Origin of the sequence: Neobacillus sp. 204 (assembly GCF_046562815.1) — a bacterium.
Lineage (GTDB): Bacteria > Bacillota > Bacilli > Bacillales > Cytobacillaceae > Neobacillus.
Genome location: NZ_JBJORY010000014.1, coordinates 102,163 through 124,142 on the forward strand (window position 1 = coordinate 102,163; position 21,980 = coordinate 124,142).

Genomic DNA, 21,980 nt, shown 5'->3' on the forward strand with positions numbered 1-21,980 from the left:
ATTTATTTTATATCGTCTCCACCATAGTGGATAGTTTCATGACGGTTTTCCAGTTCCGCACTGTCGCCGGAACATCTAGCTTTGGAAGCTGTTTTGCTAGTTTTGAATCGAGGATACTTTGCCGTAATAAAAGATAAACTTCTTTTCCCTTAATGAAACATTCATCCGGTTCGCTATCAAAGCTACGTAAATAATCTATTTTCTCTTGGGAGGGTTCTTCTGCCAAAAAGGCAAGTTGGATACTCTCGCCTACTTTTAACGAATCCATTGAGTAGGGGCAATCACGGATAATCTGCTTATATTCCTCAGCAGTTCTTAAAATCACAGGAACCGGAAAACCAAATGTCTTACTTATTTCAGCCTTTAATCGGTGGCTAAGTCGCAGGGCTTCATCTTTAGCTTCAAACAAAACATTACCACTTTGAATATATGTTTTTACTTTTTCTAAGCCCATCGTTTCTAATAGAGTTTTTAAGTCTGCCATTTTGATTCGGTTGTTCTTGCCAACGTTGATTCCTCGTAACAGCGCAATATAAATGGTCATCCGTGTACCTCGCTTTATTATTAATATCACTTTTTTAAATCTTACCATTTATTAATTGATATAAACTACTTTTTGTACGTTTGGGAGGAGAATCCACATTTTTCGGAGAAGTTACTACTAATAATTTTTTGGAGGGATTTAATTATGGTACCGCAAAGAGTAAGTTTGTTAACAGTAGGGGCATTCAATTTACCCGTTCTTCGCGCATTCTATCAATCGTTAGGCTGGGAGGAAACAGAATTTAGCTCGGATCAATACGCAGTCTTTAAAACGGCGGGTGTCCTGCTTTCGTTATTCCCGATTGCCGAATTAGCAAAGGATGCCGGCATCGAATTTAAAAAGTCACCTGAAAGCTTTCATGGTGTGACCTTTGCCATTAACGTAGATCAACCGGATCAAGTGGACACTACGATTGAAAGTATTCGCAGTGCAGGGGCAAAAATACTGAGAGAGCCTAGTGATGCCTTTTGGGGCGGACGTACAGCCTATTTTGCTGACCCTGAAAACAATCTCTGGGAAGTGGCCTGGAATCCATCGGCAATTTTTGATGAGCGCGGTGCGATGATTACTTTTTAAATACGCAAAAAAGGTATCTAAACAATTGTTAGATATCTTTTTTATAAAAATTCAGGGTTTTCTTTTACATACCTCGACTATTTTCCCGCAAATACGTAACTAACCAAACGTTTGATTAAAACCAGTTTAAGCCCTTTTAAATAAAGGGTATTTATCAGTTATCAGGTGAAAAGCCTGTCGGTAATTGGGACAACGAAGTCTCCTAAGTACCATCTTTCCCTTTCATTTTACATCCTTCGACCAGCTTCAAACTAATCAAACGTTTAATTAAATCGGCTATATTCCCTTCTGTATCCAGCTTTTACTCCAAAATCCTGTATAAAAATTGTTGAATTTACACTCTTCAAAAAAACTAACCAAACGTTTGATTAGTTTGCGTGGAGAACATGTAGCTAAAGGGGATCAGCCATATTTTGTGAAATCTCTTTGTCGACCCAGTTGTATTTTTCCTCTATAAAAAAGTAGAAACAAGTCGATATTAGGAGTATTGTAGGTAAACTCTCCTGCTTCGACACGATTCCCGAACATTCCTTACTAACCAAACGTTTGATTAGTAAAGGGATAAACCCTTTTAACAAAAGGATTTTTTCCCGGGAAATGGAGAAAAGAGTGTCGAATACCGCTCGACATAAAAAAGCTGGCAGAATCGACTCTGCCAGCTTTCGTTTTAACGTTTTTGTAGTTCTTGCTGCAATAACTGATTGACCATTTGTGGATTGGCCTGACCCTTAGTTGCTTTCATTAACTGCCCCACTAAGAAGCCAACTGCTTTATTTTTTCCATTCTTAAAATCTTCAATCGATTGCGGATTCGCATCCAAAATCTCTGAAATAATTTTGAGAAGTGTTCCCTCATCGGAAATCTGGACAAGCCCTTTGTCCTTTACAATTTGCTCGGCATCGCCGCCGTTTTCGGTTAACTCTTTAAAAACAGTTTTAGCAATTTTCGAAGAAATCGTGCCGTTTTCGATCAGCTTAATCATACTAGCTAGACCTTCTGGAGTTAATGCCACTTGATGAAGTTCCTTTTGCTCAGCATTCAAGTAGGCGGAAACATCCCCCATGATCCAGTTCGAAGCAAGTTTTGCGTCCGCCCCGCCATTAACTGTCGCTTCAAAGAAATCAGCCATTTCTTTCGTAACGGTTAGTACCTTGGCATCGTAAACAGGTAGTCCAAGCACTTCAATATAACGTTTTTGACGTTGATCTGGCAGTTCTGGAATTTCGGCACGAATGCGTGCTTTCCAGTCCTCGTCAATGTACAAATCCATTAAATCCGGCTCAGGGAAGTAACGATAATCATCTGAACCTTCCTTAACCCTCATCAATAGAGTAGCACCAGTTGCCTCATCAAAACGGCGTGTTTCCTGATCAATTGTTCCGCCGGCAACAACGACTTCACGTTGACGCTTCTCTTCGAATTCAAGCCCTTTACGGACAAAATTGAAGGAGTTGAGGTTTTTCAATTCCGTCTTCGTTCCGAATTCCTCTTGTCCTACAGGACGAATCGAAATATTCGCATCACAGCGGAGTGAACCCTCTTCCATTTTACAATCCGAAACGCCTGTATATTGGATAATGGATTTTAGTTTTTCAAGATACGCATAAGCCTCATCAGGTGTACGAATATCTGGTTCGGAAACGATCTCAACAAGCGGAGTACCCTGACGGTTGTAGTCGCATAGTGAATACCCTTTGCCATGGTTCAGCTTACCTGCATCTTCTTCCAAATGAATTCGTGTAATGCCGATCCGCTTCGTATAGCCATTTACCTCAATATCAATCCAGCCATGCTCCCCGATTGGCTTGTCAAACTGAGAAATCTGATAGGCTTTGGGATTGTCCGGGTAAAAGTAGTTCTTCCGGTCAAACTTGGTATGGGTAGCAACCTCACAATTAATCGCCATGGCTGCCTTTATCCCGAATTCCACCGCTTTTTTATTTAGGACAGGTAATACTCCAGGGTAGCCCAGGTCGATGACACTTGTATTCGTATTCGGTTCAGCACCAAAATGATTCGGGCTTGCCGAGAAGATTTTTGATTCTGTTTTTAACTCAACATGGACCTCAAGTCCGATGACTGTTTCAAATTCCATTTGTCTTCACCCCCTATAATCCAGGCTTTTGTTTATGAAAGTCTGTTGCCTGTTCAAATGAATGCGCTACACGATAAATAGTTGTTTCATCAAAATACTTGCCGATGATCTGTAGACCTAACGGTAATCCGCCATCAAAGCCGCATGGAACCGAAATTCCTGGTAAGCCCGCAAGATTCAACGGTATCGTTAAAATATCATTGGCATACATCGTTAATGGATCCTCAATATTTTCACCAATTTTAAAAGCAGGCGTTGGTGTAGTCGGTCCGACAATTACATCATAGGTCGCAAAGATATTTTCAAAGTCTTGCTTGATTAATGTCCGAACCTGCTGTGCTTTTTTGTAATAGGCATCATAATAACCTGAACTTAATGCGAACGTTCCAAGCATGATCCGGCGCTTTACTTCATCACCGAAGCCTTCTGCCCGTGTTTTTTTATATAAATCGATTAACGTTTCAGGATCCTTTGTCCGGTAACCGTAACGGACTCCGTCGAAACGGGCAAGGTTGGCTGATGCTTCTGAAGAAGAAAGCAAATAGTAAGCGGCGAGCGCATACTTCGAGTGCGGCAAAGAAACTTCTTCCCATACAGCGCCAAGACCCTCAAGCACCTTTAATGCATTTAGAACAGACTGTCTAACCGATTCGCTGACACCTTCACCAAGATATTCTTTTGGTACAGCAATTTTGAGGCCCTTCACATCACCTGTTAAGCCACTCGCAAAGTTTGGCACATCCACATTGGCTGAGGTTGAATCCATAGGATCGAGGCCGGATATCGCTTGAAGCAGATATGCATTGTCCTCAACCGTTCTGGTAATTGGTCCAATTTGATCAAGTGATGAAGCAAAGGCTACTAGACCAAAGCGGGAAACACGGCCATATGTTGGTTTCATACCAACGACACCACAAAAAGAAGCCGGCTGACGGATTGAACCGCCTGTATCAGAACCAAGGGAAAATAGAACTTCTCCAGCTGCTACAGATGCTGCTGAACCGCCTGAAGATCCACCTGGAACCCTCTCAAGATTCCATGGATTGCGTGTTGTTTGGTAGTGGGAATTTTCATTCGACGACCCCATTGCAAACTCATCCATATTTAACTTCCCAATCGTTACCGTTTCTGCTTGCTGCAGTTTCTGAACAACGGTGGCATCATAAATAGGATCAAAGTTTTCAAGGATTTTACTCGCACAAGTTGTCCGAAGTCCTTTTGTAACTAAGTTATCTTTTAAGCCAATCGGCATCCCAAATAGCAAACCTTTTGCAGCATCTGCATTAACCTTCTCGTCTAATGCTTTCGCTGAAAGACGTGCGCGCTCTTCATCTAACGTTAAAAAAGCCTGGACTTTGTCCTCGACTTGTCCAATTCTCTTATAGGATTCATCAACAAGATCAGTTACTTTTAATTCCTTTTTCGTAAAAAGTTCATGTAAGTCTGAGACTTTATAATCAAATAAACTCACCTATTTCAATCCTCCTTCCCCATAATCGATGGTACTTTAATCTGTCCGTCCTGATGCTGAGGGGCATTTTTTAGTACCTCTTCACGCGATAATCCAGGTTTGGATTTATCTTCGCGTAAGACATTTTTCATATCTAGCACATGGTATGTAGGCTCCACATTTTCCGTATCCAATTCATTTAACTGCTCAGCAAAGGTAATGATCGCATCCAGCTGCTTAGTAAACTTTTCTGTTTCTTCTTCGGTAATTGCCAATCGTGCCAGATTGGCTACATGCTTCACCTGTTGATTTGAAATTCGCGACATATTATAACCTCCAATCCCATTAATCTTGTCATATCAATACTAATGATGATACCAGACTTTTCCGCTTTACCGCAATGATTCCATCATCAGTATTGGCAAGCAAATTGATTTTTGTTCATCTTTTTAAAAATTTCACTCTATTTTTCTCTTAATAATGCAAATATTTTTTTAAAAAGTTTATCCCAGACATTCTTGGCAAGTTCCCTTATAATGGTCATGGATGGGAGGGCTTCTGAATGAAAAAACGTAAACGGAAGAAATTCAAAACCTTTTTCGTATTGTTCATACTTTTTTGCGCCTTAGCCATGTTCCAAAATTATTTTCAACAACAAGATTCCCCTCTCGTTGTGAAAAAGGATCCATTTGCTGATGTAAAAAAATATCGACCCTTAGTACATGATGAATTAGCGAAATATCATCTCGAAAATCATACAGCAGTCGTTGTCGCCTTAATGCAGCAGGAAAGCCGCGGCCAAGGCGGGGATCCAATGCAGGCGTCGGAATCGGCAGGCTTGGCAAGAAATACAATAACAGATCCGAAAAAAAGTATTCAGGTTGGGGTAAAACATTTTCAACGCGTTCTCACCTATGGGAATGAGAAAAAGGTAGATTTCCAGACCATTATCCAGTCATACAACATGGGCATTGGCTACATTGACTATGTTGCCGAGCACGGAGGCAAGCATAGTGAGGAACTGGCAAAGGAATTTTCTCTCCAGAGAGTAAAAGAAAAGCCGACCATTTATACCTGCGACGGCAATAAAAATAATTTCCGCTATCCTTACTGCTATGGTGACTTTACCTATAGCACAAAGGTAACGAAAAATATGGAATTGTTAGCGGACAGCATCCCTGTTACTGGCGACGAAAAAACCACCGGTGAATCGTTTTGATGATTCATCGGTGGTTTTTTGTATTCAAATACTATTTACCGTAATTAACATTTCCGTTTACCCTCTTCTTTTTTAAACGGGCAAACAAAATAACAAGTTTAATAGGCAGGTAGCCTAGAATTCCACCAATGGTATTTAAAATTAAATCGTCCACATCAAAGCTGCCGAATTCAAATATAAGTTGCAGCAATTCAAACGTCAGACTTAAGCAAAACGTGGCTAGAGTGACCGTTCTAAGTTTTTGAAACTTCCTTGCCAGCAATGGTAAGATGAATCCGAACGGCATAAAACCGATGATATTCCCTGCTAAGTTTTCAATCCGAATATTTAAATTAATATCTGCTAAGAACAGATAAAAATTAATTGTTTTAAAAGGGACGAAATTATTCGACCGCCAATGGTATTCATCATATGTAAAGTTAAAATGATTAATAATCTCAGATAACGGGATGTATTTAAACAATATTAATTTTGAAAGAATCGCTAAATATAAACAAAGAATTAGGAAAAGGGTCATTTTAAAAATAATTTTCATTCATCACTGCTCCATTTTTTACATATCAGAATAACCATACCATATTTTTAAAAAGTCGTGGGTGCAAAACTGGAATTGGAGGAATTTAGAATGGCAGAACATGTTTTTCACTTAAAGGCAAACTGGCCGGGATTACGGAACGATGTCGGTGAGATTGAGGCTGGGAATTTAAAAACAAAGATCTCCATCCCACCTGAAATGGATGGACCGGGCGTCGGCACAAATCCTGATGAGATGCTGCTGGGGGCTGCCGCGACCTGCTATATTATCACCCTTGCTGCGATGATGGAGCGAAGCGGACTAGTGAAGGAAAGCTTAACTCTGGAGTCTGAAGGCATTGTCGATGTAACCAATGGGGTTTTTACCTATAAAAAGATTATTCATCGGCCGCATATTATCTTGAAACCAAGTGCATCGGAAAAAGATGTTGAGATGGCTATGAGACTCGCCAAAAAAGCGGAGACATCTTGCATGATCAGCCGCGCGATTCAAGGGAATGTGAAAATTGAACTGCAGGCTAAAGTAGATGTGGCAGTTGGGTGAAAAACAGAGGAGTTTAAATTGTCTCAAGGACAGTTTGAGTTCTGGTTTGACGCTTTTTGTCCTTATGAACCCCTCATGAGGACAGTTTGAGCTTTGACTCAACGGCTTTTGTCCTCATGAACCCCTCATGAGGACAGTTTGTATTCATACTCGATGATTTCCGGTGTATGAGCCGTTGATTCTCTGAAATTACATGCTTGTTATTTTTTAAAGATCTTTGAAAAAAAGCCCTTGCTCTTTTTTCCTTCCGTCTTGATCGGATTTGGTTCCTTGTTGGTAATATAAATATCGTCCTTATCAATGGCGTGATCCATGGCTAGTACTAAGCCGATTTCCGAGTCGTGATCTTTATTGGTCACAAGGGTATGTTCAATTTTATATTTTGTGGCCAGTTTTACATATTTCGATAGGGTTTCATAACTCATATTTCCATTTAAGAAAAGATGGGACTGCGGCTTTTCTTTCATTTGCTTCTCAACTTGGGGATATACGTTTATTTCTGCCACTTGGCTTTTTGTAAGAGCCACCACAATCCGTTCTCTCAGCGTTCCTAAGAATTTCCGCCGCTCATCTGGTTTTGTTTCTAGCGCTCCATATATCCCTTGCTGTAATACCTCATCAACGGTTGTCTTTTTCAAATAAATCAACTCCATATAAAGGCTATTATTATCTATGATGATACCCTAAAAAACGTTCCACACCAAAAAGTGGGTTAATTGGAGGGAGAAATAATCGTTTCGAAAGTAGGCCTCCCCGTCCGCCAGCAACCATTCCAATTCCGCTATTAACCCACTAATACTCCATAAAAAAATCCCTCCCTCCAAATGGAGAGAAGGATGAGCTTTTAGTTTTTCCCTGTAAACTGTTCTGCCTCAGTGGAACCCTTTAATGCGGTTGTTGATGAGGTTCCGCCTGTAATAACCATGGAAACTTGATCAAAGTAACCTGTACCTACCTCACGTTGATGACGTGTGGCAGTATAGCCGTGTTTCTCGCTATCAAATTCAGCTTGCTGCAATTCGGAGTAAGCTGCCATACCGCGCTCTTTATAGCCGCGAGCCAACTCAAACATGCCATGATTTAGGGCGTGGAAGCCAGCAAGGGTAACGAATTGGAACTTGTAGCCCATTTTACCAAGCTCGATTTGGAATTTTGCAATCGTTTTTTGGTCAAGTTTCTTTTTCCAGTTGAAAGATGGTGAGCAGTTGTAAGCGAGCAACTTGCCTGGGAACTGCTCATGAATGGCTTCGGCAAACTGTCTAGCCTCCTCAAGATTTGGCTCAGAGGTTTCACACCAAACAAGGTCGGCATAAGGTGCATAGGCCAGACCACGAGCGATCGCTTGGTCAATCCCTGCTTTCACTCGGAAGAAGCCTTCACCCGTACGCTCACCGGTAATGAATGGGGCATCATTCATATCAATATCACTAGTAATTAAGTCGGCTGCGTTAGCATCTGTCCGTGCAACCAGTACGGTTGGAACTCCCATAACGTCAGCAGCTAGACGAGCGGCAATTAGGTTACGAACCGCAGTTTGTGTTGGCAGCAGAACCTTCCCGCCTAAGTGACCACATTTTTTCTCTGAAGAGAGTTGGTCTTCAAAGTGGACGCCTGATGCACCTGCTTCAATCATCCCTTTCATTAATTCGAAACAGTTTAATTGCCCGCCAAAGCCGGCTTCTGCATCAGCTACAATTGGGGCGAACCAATCGATAGAGTGATCACCTTCAGCATGGTGAATTTGGTCTGCACGCTGCAAAGCTTGGTTAATCTTTTTCACTACATTTGGTACACTGTTCGCAGGGTATAAGCTTTGGTCAGGGTACATGTGTCCAGACAGATTCGCATCAGCCGCTACCTGCCAGCCGCTTAAGTAGATTGCTTTTAGCCCAGCCTTTACTTGCTGTACCGCTTGATTCCCTGTTAAGGCACCAAGAGCATTTACATAGTCTTCTTCATTTAATAGCTTCCAAAGCTTCTCAGACCCTTTCCTGGCCAACGTATGTTCAATATCAATTGATCCTCGGAGTTTGATAACATCCTCGGCAGTATAAGGTCTAGTAATCCCATTCCAACGGCTATCCATTTCCCAGCTTTCTTGTAATTGCGCTACTCTTGAATTTGTCATTTTCTATTCCTCCTATTAATCTATTAAGTATTTTTTTAAACTAGATAAGTTCATACCCTGGCAGGGTTAAAAATTCAGCAAATTCATCATTTATGATCAATCGATCAAACAGTGCTGCAGCTTCATCGAATCGGCCGCTTTCAAATGCCTGCGCACCAATTTCCTGTTTGATTTTTTCTAATTCCTCTATCTTATATTGCTCATACATTTTCACTGTGACTTTTCGTCCGTCGTTTAGAATTCCTTTAGGATGGCGAATCCACTGCCACAGCTGGGCTCGCGAAATTTCAGCGGTTGCGGCATCCTCCATCAAGTTATGAATCGGGGCAGCGCCATTGCCTCTTAGCCACGAAGCCACATATTGAATCCCGACATTTATGTTCAAACGCACGCCCTCTTCCGTAATCGTGCCACCTGGTGATTCGAGCAAATCTTGAGCGGTCACCGTAATCTTCTGTTGTTTACTCGTATGAATTTGGTTTGCAACAGGCATTTCGCGGTTGAATACCTCTAGAGCTACCGGGACCAAACCTGGGTGTGCCACCCATGTTCCATCATGACCATCCCGTGCTTCACGCTCTTTATCGGCCCGAACCTTTGCAAATGCCTCTTCATTGGCCTCCGGGTTATTGCGAATCGGAATTTGAGCAGCCATCCCGCCGATTGCCGGTGCCTTGCGGCGGTGACAGGTTTGAATCGTTAGTAACGAATACGAACGCATAAATGGAACCGTCATCGTTACCTGTGATCGATCGGGTAAGATGACATCCTTGTGGCTCCGGAGCTTTTTTAAGTAACTGAAAATATAATCCCATCTTCCACAATTCAAGCCTGCGGAGTGATCTCTTAACTCAAATAAAATCTCATTCATTTCAAAGGCGCCCATGATGGTTTCTAGTAAGACAGTTGCTTTAATCGTTCCAACCGGAATTCCCAGCTTCTCTTGCGCAAATACAAATACATCATTCCAAAGCCGAGCCTCCAAGTGACTTTCCAGCTTCGGCAGGTAAAAATAGGGGCCTGTTCCTCTCGCAAGCAGCTGGTTCACATTATGGAAAAAGTACATCCCAAAATCGAAGAAGCTTCCTGAAATCGGCTTGCTATCTAGCAAAATATGCTTTTCTTTTAAATGCAAGCCGCGTGGTCTCACAAACAGGACCGCTGTCTTTTCTTTTAGAACATATTTTTTTCCATTAGTATTTTCAAAGGAAATGGTCCGATTTACCGCATCTCTTAAATTAATCTGTCCTTCGATGATGTTTTCCCATGTCGGTGAGGTGGCGTCTTCGCAATCGGCCATAAATACCTTGGCACCTGAGTTCAAAGCGTTAATCACCATTTTCCGATCTGTCGGACCAGTAATTTCGACCCGGCGATCTTGCAGGTCTTCCGGCAGCGGAGCAATTGTCCAATCACCATTGCGAATATGCTTTGTCTCCGGGAGGAAATCAGGTAATGCTCCACCATTCATTTCCGCTTGGCGTTTTTGCCTGTACTGTAACAGTTCAATTCTTCTTTTGCCAAACTTTCGCTCCAGCTCTTCAATAAAATTTAATGCTTCAGGAGTTAAGATCTCTTCGTACTGGGCTTTCACTGCCCCTACCACTTCGATACCTGTTGTTTGCGTCGACATAAACTACATCACCTCTTTGTTATAATACAGTAACTATCTACGTTTTGTATTATATAACACGAATTTTAAAAATGGAACTACTTTTCTGAAAATTTTATAAAAATAGGTAAAAACTCCCTGTCCCTTTTCTAGAGGCTTAAAATGTGCATAAAAAAAAGAATGTCCACCGACATCCTTTTTGTCCTTATTCGCGTGTTTCTTTACGAAGTGATTCATATAATTGCATAAAATCCTCGTCCCGATGATTACTAGTTAGGAACTCCGAACTTACAATCTTTTTTAATAGTTTTCTCTTCAATAAGGCATCTTCTACTTCTTTCAAAATCCATTTTCGTTTCGATGCAAGAAAATCAAGATAGCTCTCGTACGAATCATCAAACTGCTGCTCCAGCTGCTCGCGAATTTGACTGGCTAGGGTCGGACTCGCCCCTCCTGTGGAGATAGCAATGCTCAAAGACCCTCGTTGAATATGTGCAGGGACATGGAAATTGGAGCCCTTTGGATCATCGGCAAGCGTTACAAGTTGGTGAGCACCTGCTGATTTTCTAATCAACTGATTGATCTCACGATTATTCGTTGCCGCAAAAATTAGGAAGGCATCTGTGACGTCACGTGGAGCAAAAGATTTTTGCTCCCAAACAATTCTCCCGTCACGACAAAGCCTTTGAATGCCTTCTGTTGCTTCCGGACTGACGACGACGACTTTTGCACCAGTATCAAGCAAACCTGTCACTTTTCGTTCGGCTACGTTTCCGCCTCCAACCACGACGACTAATTTATCTTCTAACCTTAGAATCACTGGATAGCCTGAATTCATCGTTTATACTTCCTCAATAGGTCGGGCTGCTAAATATTCAACCAACGCTTCCTTCGTTGGATTTTCAGGCATCCCTAGTGAAGGAAGTCCTGCACTTCTAACCGCAGCCTCTGTTTGTCTTCCCATGCTGACCACTTGCAGCCCTTCTAACAGTTCATGAGCGTTCAACTCACACTCATTTACCGCCTTAACAAACAATTCAACTGATACACTGCTTGGGAATACCATTGTGTTCAGGTTTGCCTCATCTAACATTCTTTTAAAAAGTGGCAGGAACTGGAGATCTAGTTCTTTCTTGCTGGTCACCACGATGTCTGCTGTTTCATACTTTCTTTTTAAAATCCGATCGTCTCCGACAATGAGCAAAGCGTTGGATTCGTGCATCTCATCCACAAGGGAAGCAACAAATCCACGCTTCTTTAGCGCCTTTATCGATTTAATAGAAGCACCAAAGAAATTCGCACGAATGGTTCGGATATCGACTCCATCCTCCATCACCGCTGTGAAAAATTCATCGACACTTTCTGGTGAAGTAAAGAGAATGTTTTCATAGGAAGCAACCTTGGTTAAATCAATCGGCAGCAAGGTTTTCTTCCATTTCGGAAACTCAATTACATCTGCTCCCTGTTCGATTAATTCTTTTGCTATTTCACTAGAGCCTTCACTCGTCCGGGCCAGGAGAACTTGCCGTCCATACAGCGGCATTTTCTCAAACCAACTGATTTTTTCACGAAGAGAAATGACGTTACCTACTAAAATGATTGACGGGTTACTAAACTTTGCCTCTACGACTTTTACTGAAATATCAGCCAGCGTCCCTTGCAATGTTTTCTGACGGCCAAAAGTACCCCATTGAATCAAAATAACAGGAGTCGACGATTGTTTCCCATAGGTGATGAGATTTTCGCAAATAAACGGTAAATTGCCGACGCCCATGTAAAATGCGATGGTGTCGACACCACGGGTCAGCCCTTCCCAGTCTAGTACAGGTTTACCCTCTTTCGATTTATCATGGGCGGTGACTACTGCAAATGATTCTGCATACTCACGGTGGGTAACAGGAATTCCTGCATAAAGTGGGGCCGCAATCCCCGATGAAATACCAGGAACGATTTCAAAAGGAATTTGATGCCCAGCAAGGGCTGCAGCTTCTTCGCCAACTCTGCCAAAAACGCCTGGGTCTCCACCTTTTAAGCGTACAACCCGCTTTCCCTCGAGCGCCTTCTCAACCAAAAGTTCATTGATATTCCCTTGGCGTAAAATATGGCGATTCGGTAATTTTCCGCAGTAAATCAGCTCGCAATCAGCTGGAGCAAACTCCAAAAGTTTTGGATTGGCAAGCCGGTCATATAAAATGACTTCGGCTTGTTTAATGGCCTCCATGCCTTTTATGGTGATTAAACGAATGTCTCCGGGCCCTGCACCCACTAAAAATACTTTTCCTGTCTTCATCCTGCAGCAATCCTTCCCATTTCCTTCTTATCTGACGATAAATACGATTTCTTCCTCTAATTCTACCTTAAATGTTCGCACTTGACCTTCATCCGGTGCCTGTACTTTACCATCTTTTAATGATATTTTCCAATCATAAACAGGGCAATAGACATATTCGCCGCTAACAAGACCTTCTGAAAGAACACCGCCCTTCGGATGTGGACTGCGATTTTCAAGCGCGTACACCTCTCCGTTCGTTAATTTAAATAGAGCAATATCTGTGACATCAATTTTAAGCGAATAGCCTGACCGAACTTTAATATTTGAGTAGTTTGCAACTGGAATCCGAGTTAATGTTTGAAGCATAGATAATCACTCCCCAACCTTGATTGTGTGTTTTGTATAATATTTATCTTGAATTTCTTCACTTTGAATGGCCTCATTCCAAGGCTCGATGTACTTTTTCAAAGTCTGATCCATGCGCTCGTTTAAGGCTTTGCGCGTTTCCTCATTGGCAAGAACTTCCCTTACATGGTCCAAGCCGACACGTTCTACCCATTTAGAAGTTCGCTCTAAATAATTGGCCGTTTCACGGTAGTATTGAAGGTAGGCACCTGTCATCTCCATCACTTCCGCCTGTGTTTTGACTGTACATAACAGATCCCCGGCACGGAGGTCGACACCGCCGTTCCCTGCCACATAAATCTCCCAACCGCCATCAATGCCGACAAAGCCAATGTCTTTGATTCCTGCTTCAGAGCAATTTCGCGGGCAGGCAGACACGCCCATTTTAACTTTATGAGGGGTATCAAGGCGTTCAAATTTCTTTTCTAGTTCAATTCCTAGTGCCATGGAATCTTGTGTGCCATAGCGGCAGAATTGTGCACCGACACAAGTTTTCACTGTACGTAGTGTTTTTCCATAAGCATACCCAGATGGCATATCTAGCTCTTCCCACATAGCTGGAAGGTCTTCTTTTTTCACTCCGAACAGGCCAATTCGCTGCCCGCCTGTTAATTTGACGAGCGGTACCTCAAACTTTTCAGCCACTTCGGCTATTCTTTTCAAATCTGCGGCTGTTGTTACCCCGCCGTACATTCTTGGCACAACGGAATAAGTTCCGTCCTTTTGGATATTAGCATGCATTTTTTCATTTACGAGACGGGAATCACGGTCATCATTATATTTATCCATGTGAATCATCCCTAGATAGTAGTTGATGGCCGGACGGCATTTGGTACAGCCTTCCTCATTGTTCCACTCAAGGACATTCATCACTTCTTTCACACTTGTTAAACCTTTTTCCTTCATTTCAGCCACTACTTCATCACGACTTAGAGTTGTACATCCACAAAGGCTTGTCTTTTGTGCAGCTGCTTCATCAAATTGGTCTCCAAGAGTGTACGCAAGAATACTGCTTACCATCGGTTTACAGCGTCCACAAGAACGGCCGGCATTCGTACAATGGCTCACTTGGTCTAAAGTTGTTAATCCTTGTGTTTTAATGGCCTCAACGATAGCTCCTTTTGTGACTCCGTTACAGCCGCAGACTAATTCATCATTCGGCATCGAAGCAACATCGTCACTTCCTCCTTCTGCACTACATTCGGATTGCAGCACCGAAATACTAGTCATTCCGCTGATATCTTCTTTTTTCGTTAACATCCTGAATAGCTTCGTACTATCTTTGGTGTCACCGTATAGGACCACACCAACAATGGTGTTATTTCTTATTAAAATCTTTTTATAGACACCATCATACTCGTTGTAGACCATGATTGATTTGGCTGAACCATCTTCAAAAATTTCTCCTGCAGAGAATAGGTCGACACCTGCCACCTTTAATTGTGTTCCCGTCACAGATCCTTGATAAGGTTCTCCTAAATTTCCACAAATACGGTTAGCGAGCACTTTTCCTTGTTCATATAAAGGGGCAACCAAACCATAGACAATCTCGCGGTGCTCTGCACATTCTCCGACAGCATACACATGCGGGACACTTGTTTCCATGAAGTCGTTGACAACAATGCCGCGATTGACATAGATTCCACTGTGTTTAGCCACTTCCGTATTCGACTTGATCCCGATGGCCATAACAACCAGGTCAGCCTCCACTTGAGAGCCATCTTTAAAGCGGAGACCGGTCACCCGTTCATCGCCAAGGATCTCAACCGTTTCTTTTTCCATTAAGAAGTTCATACCTTGTGCCTCAAGCTCTGCTTTTAGTAGAGAGGAAGCAACCGGGTCGAGCTGACGCTCCATTAAATGCGGCATAAGATGAACGACGTCAACTTTCATTCCCAAGTTTAAGAGACCTCTAGCTGCTTCTAGTCCAAGGAGCCCGCCGCCGATGACGACTGCCCTTTTATATTGTTCTGCTGATTTGATCATCATTTCACAATCTTGGATATCTCGAAACCCAGTTACACCCATTTTATCTGCCCCTGGGATCGGCAGGATGAAAGAATTGGAGCCAGTAGCGATAATCAATTCATCATATTCGACTTCACGGCCAAGATTACTAACCACACGTTTTTCTTTCACACCAATGTGAACAATGGCATCGCCTGTAAATAATTGAATCTTATTTTCTTTATACCAATCTAGGGGGTTAATGATGATTTCTTCAAAGTTTGTATCTCCTTGAAGAATATTTGATAGTTTAATCCGGTTGTAGTTTGGATATGGTTCTTGGCCAAAAATAGTTATTTCAAATGGTTCAGTTGATAGCTTTAGGATTTCTTCAATCGTTCGAACTCCTGCCATTCCGTTTCCGATCATCACTAATTTTTTCATTCATGGATCACTCCTTAATGGTTAATCATTATTTTTTTAGATTAGTAAGGTTTTCTTTATAGTTAGATTGTAAATGCTAGAGTTTATAAAAATTGTGAGGTACGTCACTTTCTAACTATATATGTGAATAATTTCACATATTTGTCATAGTATGTTGGCAACAAAAAAATAGCACAGAAATGAGACTGCTGACAAACAGCCCCGTTTGTATGCTATTTTCGCCTAAACGACCTTTTTTTCTGTTTTTTGTAATGGAAATGGTTTAATTAATGCATTTATGGCTGGAACTATTACACCAATGATTGCAACAGGTACAAGCTCCCACAATTTCAGGGGTGGTGTGATGAGGATTCCTGAGGTATGAATTAGATACAAAACGAGAAAGTAAGCGAAACTGCCGACAAGTCCTGCCAACCGATTGTCTTTTCTAATCAATAAATACCCTAAAGGAATGAATAATAGCGTAACTGGGACATAGGAGGTTGGATAACCCACACCAGCAAAAATTGCTTTTCCTGTAAATCGTAACAAGATATAAAGAGCTGTCGCCATCACAGGGATCGTATAATCCCGACAATATCGAATGATTAAAATCGTAAGGAGTGCCACCATTAGGATGGAATAAATCGGATAAAGCCATTCAGGAATACCGCCAAAAATCTGTGAGGCAGGATCTGAGATCAAATCAAGGATTTCCTTTGAGGCAATCGAGTGTCCGTGAATGTATTGATTATAGGAAATAGCCCCGTTTTCCTGCTGCATATTCGGAAACATTAAGCATTCAAGGAGATACATGGCAAACCAAGTATGAAGTGACTTCCATGACGGTTGAATATCCTTCGTATGCATAAAATACCCGCGCCATACTCCAATAATCATCATATCCGTTCCGATATAATAAATAAAATGGGTGGGACTCCAGGTCGTTAAATCAATTCCATATGCAATATGGTAAGTAAAATCTAAGGGAATTCCAATGAGGAATAAGGCATAGCCGATGGTAATAAGATTTCTAGAAAACCGGTCCAAATAATGGGGTCGCCGCCACTCTTGAAATAACAAAAAGGCCCCTAAGATAAATCCGAATGTATTTACAATATGGGGAATCGAATATTCCTCAAATAAATATTTAAAGTGATAAGAAGCATCCCATGCTGACCCAATGAATTTTAATAGAAAGGCAAGTACCCACAGACGGTAATATTTCAAAAATCCTCATCTCCCCTCTTACGCCTATCCAAGCAAATCGAAAATATCACCATAAATGGCGATTAGGACATAATTTATAGCCAAAGCAATCGCAAACGTAATTCCCGTGACTCGAACAGGTTTCTGCCGAAATAACTTATAGATAAACACAATGCCTGCCGTGACAACAATAATATTACAGAGTAAAAATGTCCAAAGTAAACTTTCACTATGTTCGACTGCTGTGACGTGTAATAGATATAATGGAATCAATTTTACAATCCCCCACTTTTACTTCCTTACTGCCTTTTCTCTATATTATCATGATTCTTAACATAAAGAACTTTTTTAATTACATAAAATTCTTGCATTGGATGAATTAGGTAATGTATTTTTAAAAAAGTAATTGTTCAATGAATGGAGGAATTCCCACTGAAAAAATCCATCCTAGTTGTGATCCTTTGTTACACGTTTTTTTTATCTGCTTGTAATCCGATTAGAGTCCCTAAGTCGAGTATGTACCATACTATGAGTGCCACTCCAACTGATGTCATTGCAACAAAGTCTGAATGGACAATCCAGGATCATCCGAAGGCAAACGAGGACATTCCCATTTCTCTACTAATAAAGGATAAGTCTAACCAACCAATTCAAACGTTCGATACGGTTCATGAGAAAAAAATGCATTTATTTATTGTTAGTAAGGACTTAACTTATTTTTCTCACATCCATCCAAAATATAAGGGAAATGGCGAATTTGATTTTACCACAAGTTTCCCCGCGGGCGGAGATTATAAACTTATCTCTGAATTTACTCCCAAGGGCGGAGGTGACCCTAGTGTAGAAAGTCATTGGGTCAAGATCGAAGGGCAGTCCGCAGAAGTAAAAGCGCTCGTTCCAGATCAGAACCTGACCAAAGTAGTGGATGGGAAAAAAGTGACACTTTCCTTTAACCATTTGATGGCGGGAATGACGGTTCATCTGAATTTTACTATTAGTGATGCTGCAAGCAATCAACCCCTTAAAAATCTCCAACCCTATCTAGGGGCAATGGGACATGCGGTTGCTATTAGCGATGATGTGAAAAAGTATTTACACATTCATCCGATGACAACTGAAGGAAACGGTCCAAAGGTGACTTTTATGACGATCTTTCCTGAAAAAGGCATCTATAAGGTGTGGGGCCAATTTCAGCACGCTGGCAAAGTATTTACCGTTCCTTTTGTGATAAACGTTCCAAAATAATAAAAAGGCGAAATTTTATCATCGTATTTAAGGCAACTTATCTTTTATATGTTTCGACTATTTCCCACAAATAAGTAACTAACCAAACGTTTGATTAAATAGGGATATGCCCTTCTGTATCCCGCCCTTCCTCCAAAATACAGTAAAAAGTTTGTTGAATTTACACTCATCAAAAAAACTAACCAAACGTTTGATTAGTTTGTCTAGATGCCTTATAACTGAAGGTCTTCCGCCTAACATTGTGAAATGTCTTTGTCGACTCAGTTAGTTTCCCCTTCAATAAAAAATCAAAAACAAGTCGATATTGGGGATATCTTAGGTAACCTCCTTTGCTTCGACACGATTCCCGAACATCCCTTACTAACCAAACGTTTGATTAGTAAGGGGATAAACCCTCTTAACAATAGGTTTTTTTCCCGGGAAATGGAGAAAAGAATGTCGAAATCCGCTCGACATTAAAAAACCCCTTCTCGATTGGAGAAGGGGTTTGGTTTTCATTATTAATACATTTCAGATGTTGTTTTTGCCTGCATATGAAGCAGCAAGTAGTCAGGACCGCCAGCTTTAGAGTCAGTTCCGGACATATTAAAGCCGCCAAATGGCTGATAACCAACAATCGCTCCAGTACAAGAACGGTTAAAGTACAGGTTACCAACATGGAAGTCTTCACGTGCTTGCTCAAGGTGTTCACGGTTAGTCGTGATAACAGCACCAGTTAAGCCATACTCCGTATTGTTTGCAATTTCGATTGCTTCAGTGAAATCCTTCGCTTTGGTAAAACCAACAACTGGGCCAAAGATTTCTTCCTGCATAATGCGTGCATCAGGTGCAAGGTCCGCAATAACGGTTGGTTTGATGAAGTAGCCTTTAGAATTGTCGCCTTCACCGCCAGCCATTAACTTGCCTTCGCTCTTACCAATTTCAATATATTCCATGATCTTTTTGAAGGCATTATTGTCGTTAACAGGACCCATGAATGTCGCTTGTTCAGTAGGATCGCCGACCGTTAATGCATTGGTTAATTCAACGACACGATTCAATACTTGATCGTAAACATCTTCTACGATGACCACGCGTGAACATGCAGAACATTTTTGACCAGAGAAGCCAAATGCACCTGCAACAATTGATTGTGCCGCTAGCTCAAGATCTGCCTCACTGTCAACAACGATCGTATCTTTACCGCCCATTTCAGCAATCAAACGCTTCATCCATACTTGTCCTGGGTTCACTTTAGAAGAACGATCGAAAATTCGAAGTCCAACATCACGTGAACCTGTGAAACTGATAAAGCGAGTATCTTTGTGGTCCACTAAATAGTCACCCACTTCAGCACCGCTTCCCGGTACAAAGTTAAGGACACCTTTAGGAAGACCTGCTTCTTCCATGACTTCCACAAACTTCGCAGCAACAACTGGTGTAGTGGAAGCTGGTTTTAATAGAACAGTGTTCCCGGATACAATTGCTGCAACTGTTGTACCAGCCATGATGGCAAATGGGAAATTCCATGGAGAAATAATAATTCCTACCCCAAGCGGAATATAGTTGTAGCGGTTAAATTCGTTTGGACGGCTATTTACTGGCACTCCATCTTTAAGAGCCAGCATTTGGCGTCCATAATATTCAAGGAAGTCAATCGCTTCTGCTGTATCTGCATCCGCTTCTCTCCATGGCTTACCTGCTTCTTTTGTCATTAAAGCAGAAAACTCATGTTTACGGCGGCGAATAATCGTTGCCGCTTTAAAAAGCACATCTGCGCGAACCTCTGCTTTTGTTTTTTTCCAAGTTTTAAATGCTTCGACAGCTGCTTGCATAGCTTTTTCAGCTAGATCTTGGCTTGCTTTTGACACGCGCCCAATGATTTCTTTCGTATTGGAAGGATTGTAGGAAACAATTTTATCCTCAGTATTAATTCTTTCTCCGTCAATCACTAGGTCATAATCCTGACCTAAATAACTTTCGACTGTTTTTAATGCCTTTAGATAGGCCTGACGGTTTTCCTCAATTGTAAAATCTGTAAATGGTTCGTGTTTGTAAGGTTGTACCATATCTTAAACCTCCTATGTATTAAAAACGTTTACACTCCACTGTTCATTCTAACATGTTTTATTTCTTTGTAGCAATAATAGTCGATTTCCACAAAAAGTGGGTTTCCACGGCATAAAAGGTAGTGGAATCCTCTTTTTTAGTGATTTTTTCTGTTGATTTTCAATGTACATACCCTTCTAAATACTCTTAAATCGTAGAGAAAAGCATTCTATCGGCGAATTATTAGGTTCAATCAGCGAATTTCCATGTTCAATCAGCGAATCGAAATTAGGACCTAAATTCAAACAAATGGGGCTAAAGCTAAACAAATCAGATGTAGTAATAGCTGATACTTAGTCCATTCCTTCAATTAAGGATTAATCAAACGATTGGTTAGTTTATTTGCCTTTTTTAAACAATACCTAGATTTATCATGGCTTCAACACGATTTAACCAATCGTTTGATTAGTTTTCCCATTTTTCTAAAAAAAATCAGATGTACCATGGCCTCATGTACATTTAATCAAGCGTTTGATTAGTTTTTTGATCCATAATTGAAATTAAAAAAGACCCAGCATAATGCCGGATCTTATTGGTAAATATAGACAAATGGTTCTTCTTCATTCGCTTTGCGGACGATTAGGGCTTCCGGTCCGTCTACGGAAGTTACACTTACTGAAACGGATAAATATTTAGGAAAATGTTCCATAACAAGACCTGTTACATACTGAGTAAAACCAATCCCTTCCGTTTTTCCATAGAACTGGATGGGGATGGTAATATTCAAATCCTGCAATTGGTCTCCTATGTAAAAGGCTCTGCCGATTACACCATTATAGTTTGGAAAGTACTCTTCCACATCCTGCTTAAAATTTAAAAATGCAGTCAAATCATCACGGTGAGCATCCTTTGCCTCGGTGGAAGGGAATAGGAAGTACTTTTCATCTACCTTTTCCCAACTATTTAAGGTCGCACTGCCTTTGTCGACAGTAGAATAGGTAATGAAGTTACCAGGAACAACAGATGATTTACTTTCCTGTTCAAACAAAGCAATCGTAATTGGAACATCCTTTAATGCTTTCATGTTCCTCATGCGCCTGATTACTTCTGTGGCAATTTCTTTCCCTTCCTTGACCATTTCTGAATGGGTTACTTTTTCCTCAAAGGTATCTCCGTCTGCCGTTTTTTTATAATAATAAACGGAATTTAAGGCTAGACCAATCGTAACACCACCGAGCGTGACATTTCCTTTTTCATTTTTTATTAAATAATCGTGTTCTAATATATGAGCGAGATAAATTGGCGAACTCGGTTCACCCTTTTTACCAGTATCCACAGGATTTAACCCGATGTTTTCCGCCGCTTTTAGTCCTTCGTCCTTTAACTGCTCTTTGGTAAATTTACGGTGTAACCAAAGTCTGATGGTCTTTTCATTGATTTCCTGTCCTTCACGGAACAAATATTTCTCTGTATCAAACGAATTTGTGGCAATTCGCATTAAGCCCATTTCAAACTCGTTTAAGTCATATCTTGTATTAATATTATTAACAACCAATCCGCGTGCTTCCCCTGGTTCAAATGGCAAAATCGTCCGATAATAACTGTCTGAAATATTATACTTTGGAATAATTGCCTTCCCTTTCACTTTCTCCTTCGTTTGCACCGCTTCATTTTGCTGTTGAAAATTTGGTGCACAGGCACTCAGCAAAAAGACAAGGGAGAGAGCGAGCAATGAGAGTTTTCTCACGT

The 21,980-nt window shown here is 41.2% G+C and carries 20 protein-coding genes; 4 read left to right on the forward strand and 16 right to left on the reverse strand.

The window, feature by feature from the left end; translation table 11 throughout:
- Positions 1 to 7: 7 nt before the first annotated feature.
- Entirely contained in the window at positions 8 to 544 is a 537-nt protein-coding gene (locus tag ACJ004_RS24320; protein ID WP_410895762.1) for a DUF1697 domain-containing protein, read from the reverse strand.
- Positions 545 to 688: 144 nt separating this feature from the next.
- Here ACJ004_RS24320 and ACJ004_RS24325 point away from each other — a divergent pair, with 144 nt between their 5' ends.
- Complete coding sequence (locus ACJ004_RS24325; protein ID WP_410895718.1) at positions 689 to 1,120, forward strand: VOC family protein; 432 nt, start codon at positions 689 to 691, stop codon at positions 1,118 to 1,120.
- Positions 1,121 to 1,787: 667 nt separating this feature from the next.
- Here the strand turns inward: ACJ004_RS24325 and gatB are convergent.
- The 3 genes from gatB to gatC are packed head-to-tail and all read right to left on the reverse strand — an operon-like array spanning position 1,788 to position 4,991.
- Positions 1,788 to 3,215 (reverse strand): Asp-tRNA(Asn)/Glu-tRNA(Gln) amidotransferase subunit GatB, encoded by a 1,428-nt coding sequence (gene gatB / locus ACJ004_RS24330; RefSeq protein ID WP_410895719.1) that lies wholly within the window; start codon positions 3,213 to 3,215, stop codon positions 1,788 to 1,790.
- Positions 3,216 to 3,228: 13 nt separating this feature from the next.
- Entirely contained in the window at positions 3,229 to 4,686 is a 1,458-nt protein-coding gene (gene gatA / locus ACJ004_RS24335) for an Asp-tRNA(Asn)/Glu-tRNA(Gln) amidotransferase subunit GatA (RefSeq protein ID WP_410895720.1), read from the reverse strand.
- Positions 4,687 to 4,691: 5 nt separating this feature from the next.
- A complete protein-coding gene (gene gatC / locus ACJ004_RS24340; RefSeq protein ID WP_410895721.1) occupies positions 4,692 to 4,991 on the reverse strand; it encodes an Asp-tRNA(Asn)/Glu-tRNA(Gln) amidotransferase subunit GatC in 300 nt (99 codons plus the stop codon).
- Between the two features lie 236 nt (positions 4,992 to 5,227).
- Here gatC and ACJ004_RS24345 point away from each other — a divergent pair, with 236 nt between their 5' ends.
- Complete coding sequence (locus ACJ004_RS24345; protein WP_410895722.1) at positions 5,228 to 5,884, forward strand: lysozyme family protein; 657 nt, start codon at positions 5,228 to 5,230, stop codon at positions 5,882 to 5,884.
- A 31-nt stretch (positions 5,885 to 5,915) separates the two neighbouring features.
- Here the strand turns inward: ACJ004_RS24345 and ACJ004_RS24350 are convergent, their stop codons facing one another.
- The gene (locus tag ACJ004_RS24350; RefSeq protein ID WP_410895723.1) at positions 5,916 to 6,419 is read right to left on the reverse strand and encodes a VanZ family protein; all 504 of its coding nucleotides are present in this window, start codon (positions 6,417 to 6,419) and stop codon (positions 5,916 to 5,918) included.
- A gap of 90 nt (positions 6,420 to 6,509) precedes the next feature.
- On the opposite strand from ACJ004_RS24350, the gene ACJ004_RS24355 reads away from it, so the two are divergent.
- Entirely contained in the window at positions 6,510 to 6,962 is a 453-nt protein-coding gene (locus tag ACJ004_RS24355) for an OsmC family protein (RefSeq protein WP_410895724.1), read from the forward strand.
- Positions 6,963 to 7,162: 200 nt separating this feature from the next.
- Here ACJ004_RS24355 and ACJ004_RS24360 read toward each other — a convergent pair whose 3' ends face one another.
- The 9 genes from ACJ004_RS24360 to ACJ004_RS24400 all read right to left on the reverse strand — a co-directional run bounded on the left by ACJ004_RS24360 (position 7,163) and on the right by ACJ004_RS24400 (position 17,231).
- Positions 7,163 to 7,600, reverse strand: coding sequence for a YueI family protein (locus ACJ004_RS24360; protein ID WP_410895725.1), 438 nt, complete (start codon positions 7,598 to 7,600; stop codon positions 7,163 to 7,165).
- A gap of 206 nt (positions 7,601 to 7,806) precedes the next feature.
- Positions 7,807 to 9,090: an isocitrate lyase gene (gene aceA, locus ACJ004_RS24365; protein WP_410895726.1), complete on the reverse strand. Its 1,284-nt coding sequence runs from the start codon at positions 9,088 to 9,090 to the stop codon at positions 7,807 to 7,809.
- A gap of 40 nt (positions 9,091 to 9,130) precedes the next feature.
- A complete protein-coding gene (gene aceB, locus ACJ004_RS24370) occupies positions 9,131 to 10,723 on the reverse strand; it encodes a malate synthase A (RefSeq protein WP_410895727.1) in 1,593 nt (530 codons plus the stop codon).
- A 184-nt stretch (positions 10,724 to 10,907) separates the two neighbouring features.
- A complete protein-coding gene (locus tag ACJ004_RS24375; protein WP_410895728.1) occupies positions 10,908 to 11,540 on the reverse strand; it encodes an NAD(P)-binding protein in 633 nt (210 codons plus the stop codon).
- Between the two features lie 3 nt (positions 11,541 to 11,543).
- Positions 11,544 to 12,992 carry a uroporphyrinogen-III C-methyltransferase gene (cobA, locus tag ACJ004_RS24380; protein WP_410895729.1) on the reverse strand — a complete coding sequence of 483 codons (1,449 nt, stop codon included), beginning with the start codon at positions 12,990 to 12,992 and terminating at the stop codon, positions 11,544 to 11,546.
- A gap of 27 nt (positions 12,993 to 13,019) precedes the next feature.
- Positions 13,020 to 13,340, reverse strand: coding sequence for a nitrite reductase small subunit NirD (gene nirD, locus ACJ004_RS24385; protein ID WP_410895730.1), 321 nt, complete (start codon positions 13,338 to 13,340; stop codon positions 13,020 to 13,022).
- Between the two features lie 6 nt (positions 13,341 to 13,346).
- Positions 13,347 to 15,770 carry a nitrite reductase large subunit NirB gene (nirB, locus tag ACJ004_RS24390; protein ID WP_410895731.1) on the reverse strand — a complete coding sequence of 808 codons (2,424 nt, stop codon included), beginning with the start codon at positions 15,768 to 15,770 and terminating at the stop codon, positions 13,347 to 13,349.
- A gap of 222 nt (positions 15,771 to 15,992) precedes the next feature.
- A complete protein-coding gene (locus ACJ004_RS24395) occupies positions 15,993 to 16,979 on the reverse strand; it encodes a hypothetical protein (protein ID WP_410895732.1) in 987 nt (328 codons plus the stop codon).
- A 24-nt stretch (positions 16,980 to 17,003) separates the two neighbouring features.
- The gene (locus tag ACJ004_RS24400) at positions 17,004 to 17,231 is read right to left on the reverse strand and encodes a hypothetical protein (RefSeq protein WP_410895733.1); all 228 of its coding nucleotides are present in this window, start codon (positions 17,229 to 17,231) and stop codon (positions 17,004 to 17,006) included.
- Positions 17,232 to 17,474: 243 nt separating this feature from the next.
- Between ACJ004_RS24400 and ACJ004_RS24405 the strand changes: the two genes are divergently transcribed.
- Positions 17,475 to 18,203, forward strand: coding sequence for a hypothetical protein (locus ACJ004_RS24405; RefSeq protein ID WP_410895734.1), 729 nt, complete (start codon positions 17,475 to 17,477; stop codon positions 18,201 to 18,203).
- Positions 18,204 to 18,703: 500 nt separating this feature from the next.
- Here ACJ004_RS24405 and pruA read toward each other — a convergent pair whose 3' ends face one another.
- A complete protein-coding gene (gene pruA / locus ACJ004_RS24410) occupies positions 18,704 to 20,251 on the reverse strand; it encodes an L-glutamate gamma-semialdehyde dehydrogenase (RefSeq protein WP_410895735.1) in 1,548 nt (515 codons plus the stop codon).
- Positions 20,252 to 20,820: 569 nt separating this feature from the next.
- Positions 20,821 to 21,978 carry a CamS family sex pheromone protein gene (locus ACJ004_RS24415; protein ID WP_410895736.1) on the reverse strand — a complete coding sequence of 386 codons (1,158 nt, stop codon included), beginning with the start codon at positions 21,976 to 21,978 and terminating at the stop codon, positions 20,821 to 20,823.
- Positions 21,979 to 21,980 lie beyond the last annotated feature (2 nt).

Coding starts and splice junctions, on each gene's coding strand:
- ACJ004_RS24405 (WP_410895734.1), top strand. CDS start 17,475: ATGTACCATACTATGAGTGCCACTCCAACTGATGTCATTGCAACAAAG.
- ACJ004_RS24325 (WP_410895718.1), top strand. CDS start 689: ATGGTACCGCAAAGAGTAAGTTTGTTAACAGTAGGGGCATTCAATTTA.
- ACJ004_RS24355 (WP_410895724.1), top strand. CDS start 6,510: ATGGCAGAACATGTTTTTCACTTAAAGGCAAACTGGCCGGGATTACGG.
- ACJ004_RS24350 (WP_410895723.1), bottom strand. CDS start 6,419: ATGAAAATTATTTTTAAAATGACCCTTTTCCTAATTCTTTGTTTATAT.
- gatC (WP_410895721.1), bottom strand. CDS start 4,991: ATGTCGCGAATTTCAAATCAACAGGTGAAGCATGTAGCCAATCTGGCA.
- ACJ004_RS24375 (WP_410895728.1), bottom strand. CDS start 11,540: ATGAATTCAGGCTATCCAGTGATTCTAAGGTTAGAAGATAAATTAGTC.
- nirD (WP_410895730.1), bottom strand. CDS start 13,340: ATGCTTCAAACATTAACTCGGATTCCAGTTGCAAACTACTCAAATATT.
- nirB (WP_410895731.1), bottom strand. CDS start 15,770: ATGAAAAAATTAGTGATGATCGGAAACGGAATGGCAGGAGTTCGAACG.
- ACJ004_RS24345 (WP_410895722.1), top strand. CDS start 5,228: ATGAAAAAACGTAAACGGAAGAAATTCAAAACCTTTTTCGTATTGTTC.
- pruA (WP_410895735.1), bottom strand. CDS start 20,251: ATGGTACAACCTTACAAACACGAACCATTTACAGATTTTACAATTGAG.
- gatB (WP_410895719.1), bottom strand. CDS start 3,215: ATGGAATTTGAAACAGTCATCGGACTTGAGGTCCATGTTGAGTTAAAA.
- ACJ004_RS24320 (WP_410895762.1), bottom strand. CDS start 544: ATGACCATTTATATTGCGCTGTTACGAGGAATCAACGTTGGCAAGAAC.
- cobA (WP_410895729.1), bottom strand. CDS start 12,992: ATGAAGACAGGAAAAGTATTTTTAGTGGGTGCAGGGCCCGGAGACATT.
- aceA (WP_410895726.1), bottom strand. CDS start 9,090: ATGACAAATTCAAGAGTAGCGCAATTACAAGAAAGCTGGGAAATGGAT.
- aceB (WP_410895727.1), bottom strand. CDS start 10,723: ATGTCGACGCAAACAACAGGTATCGAAGTGGTAGGGGCAGTGAAAGCC.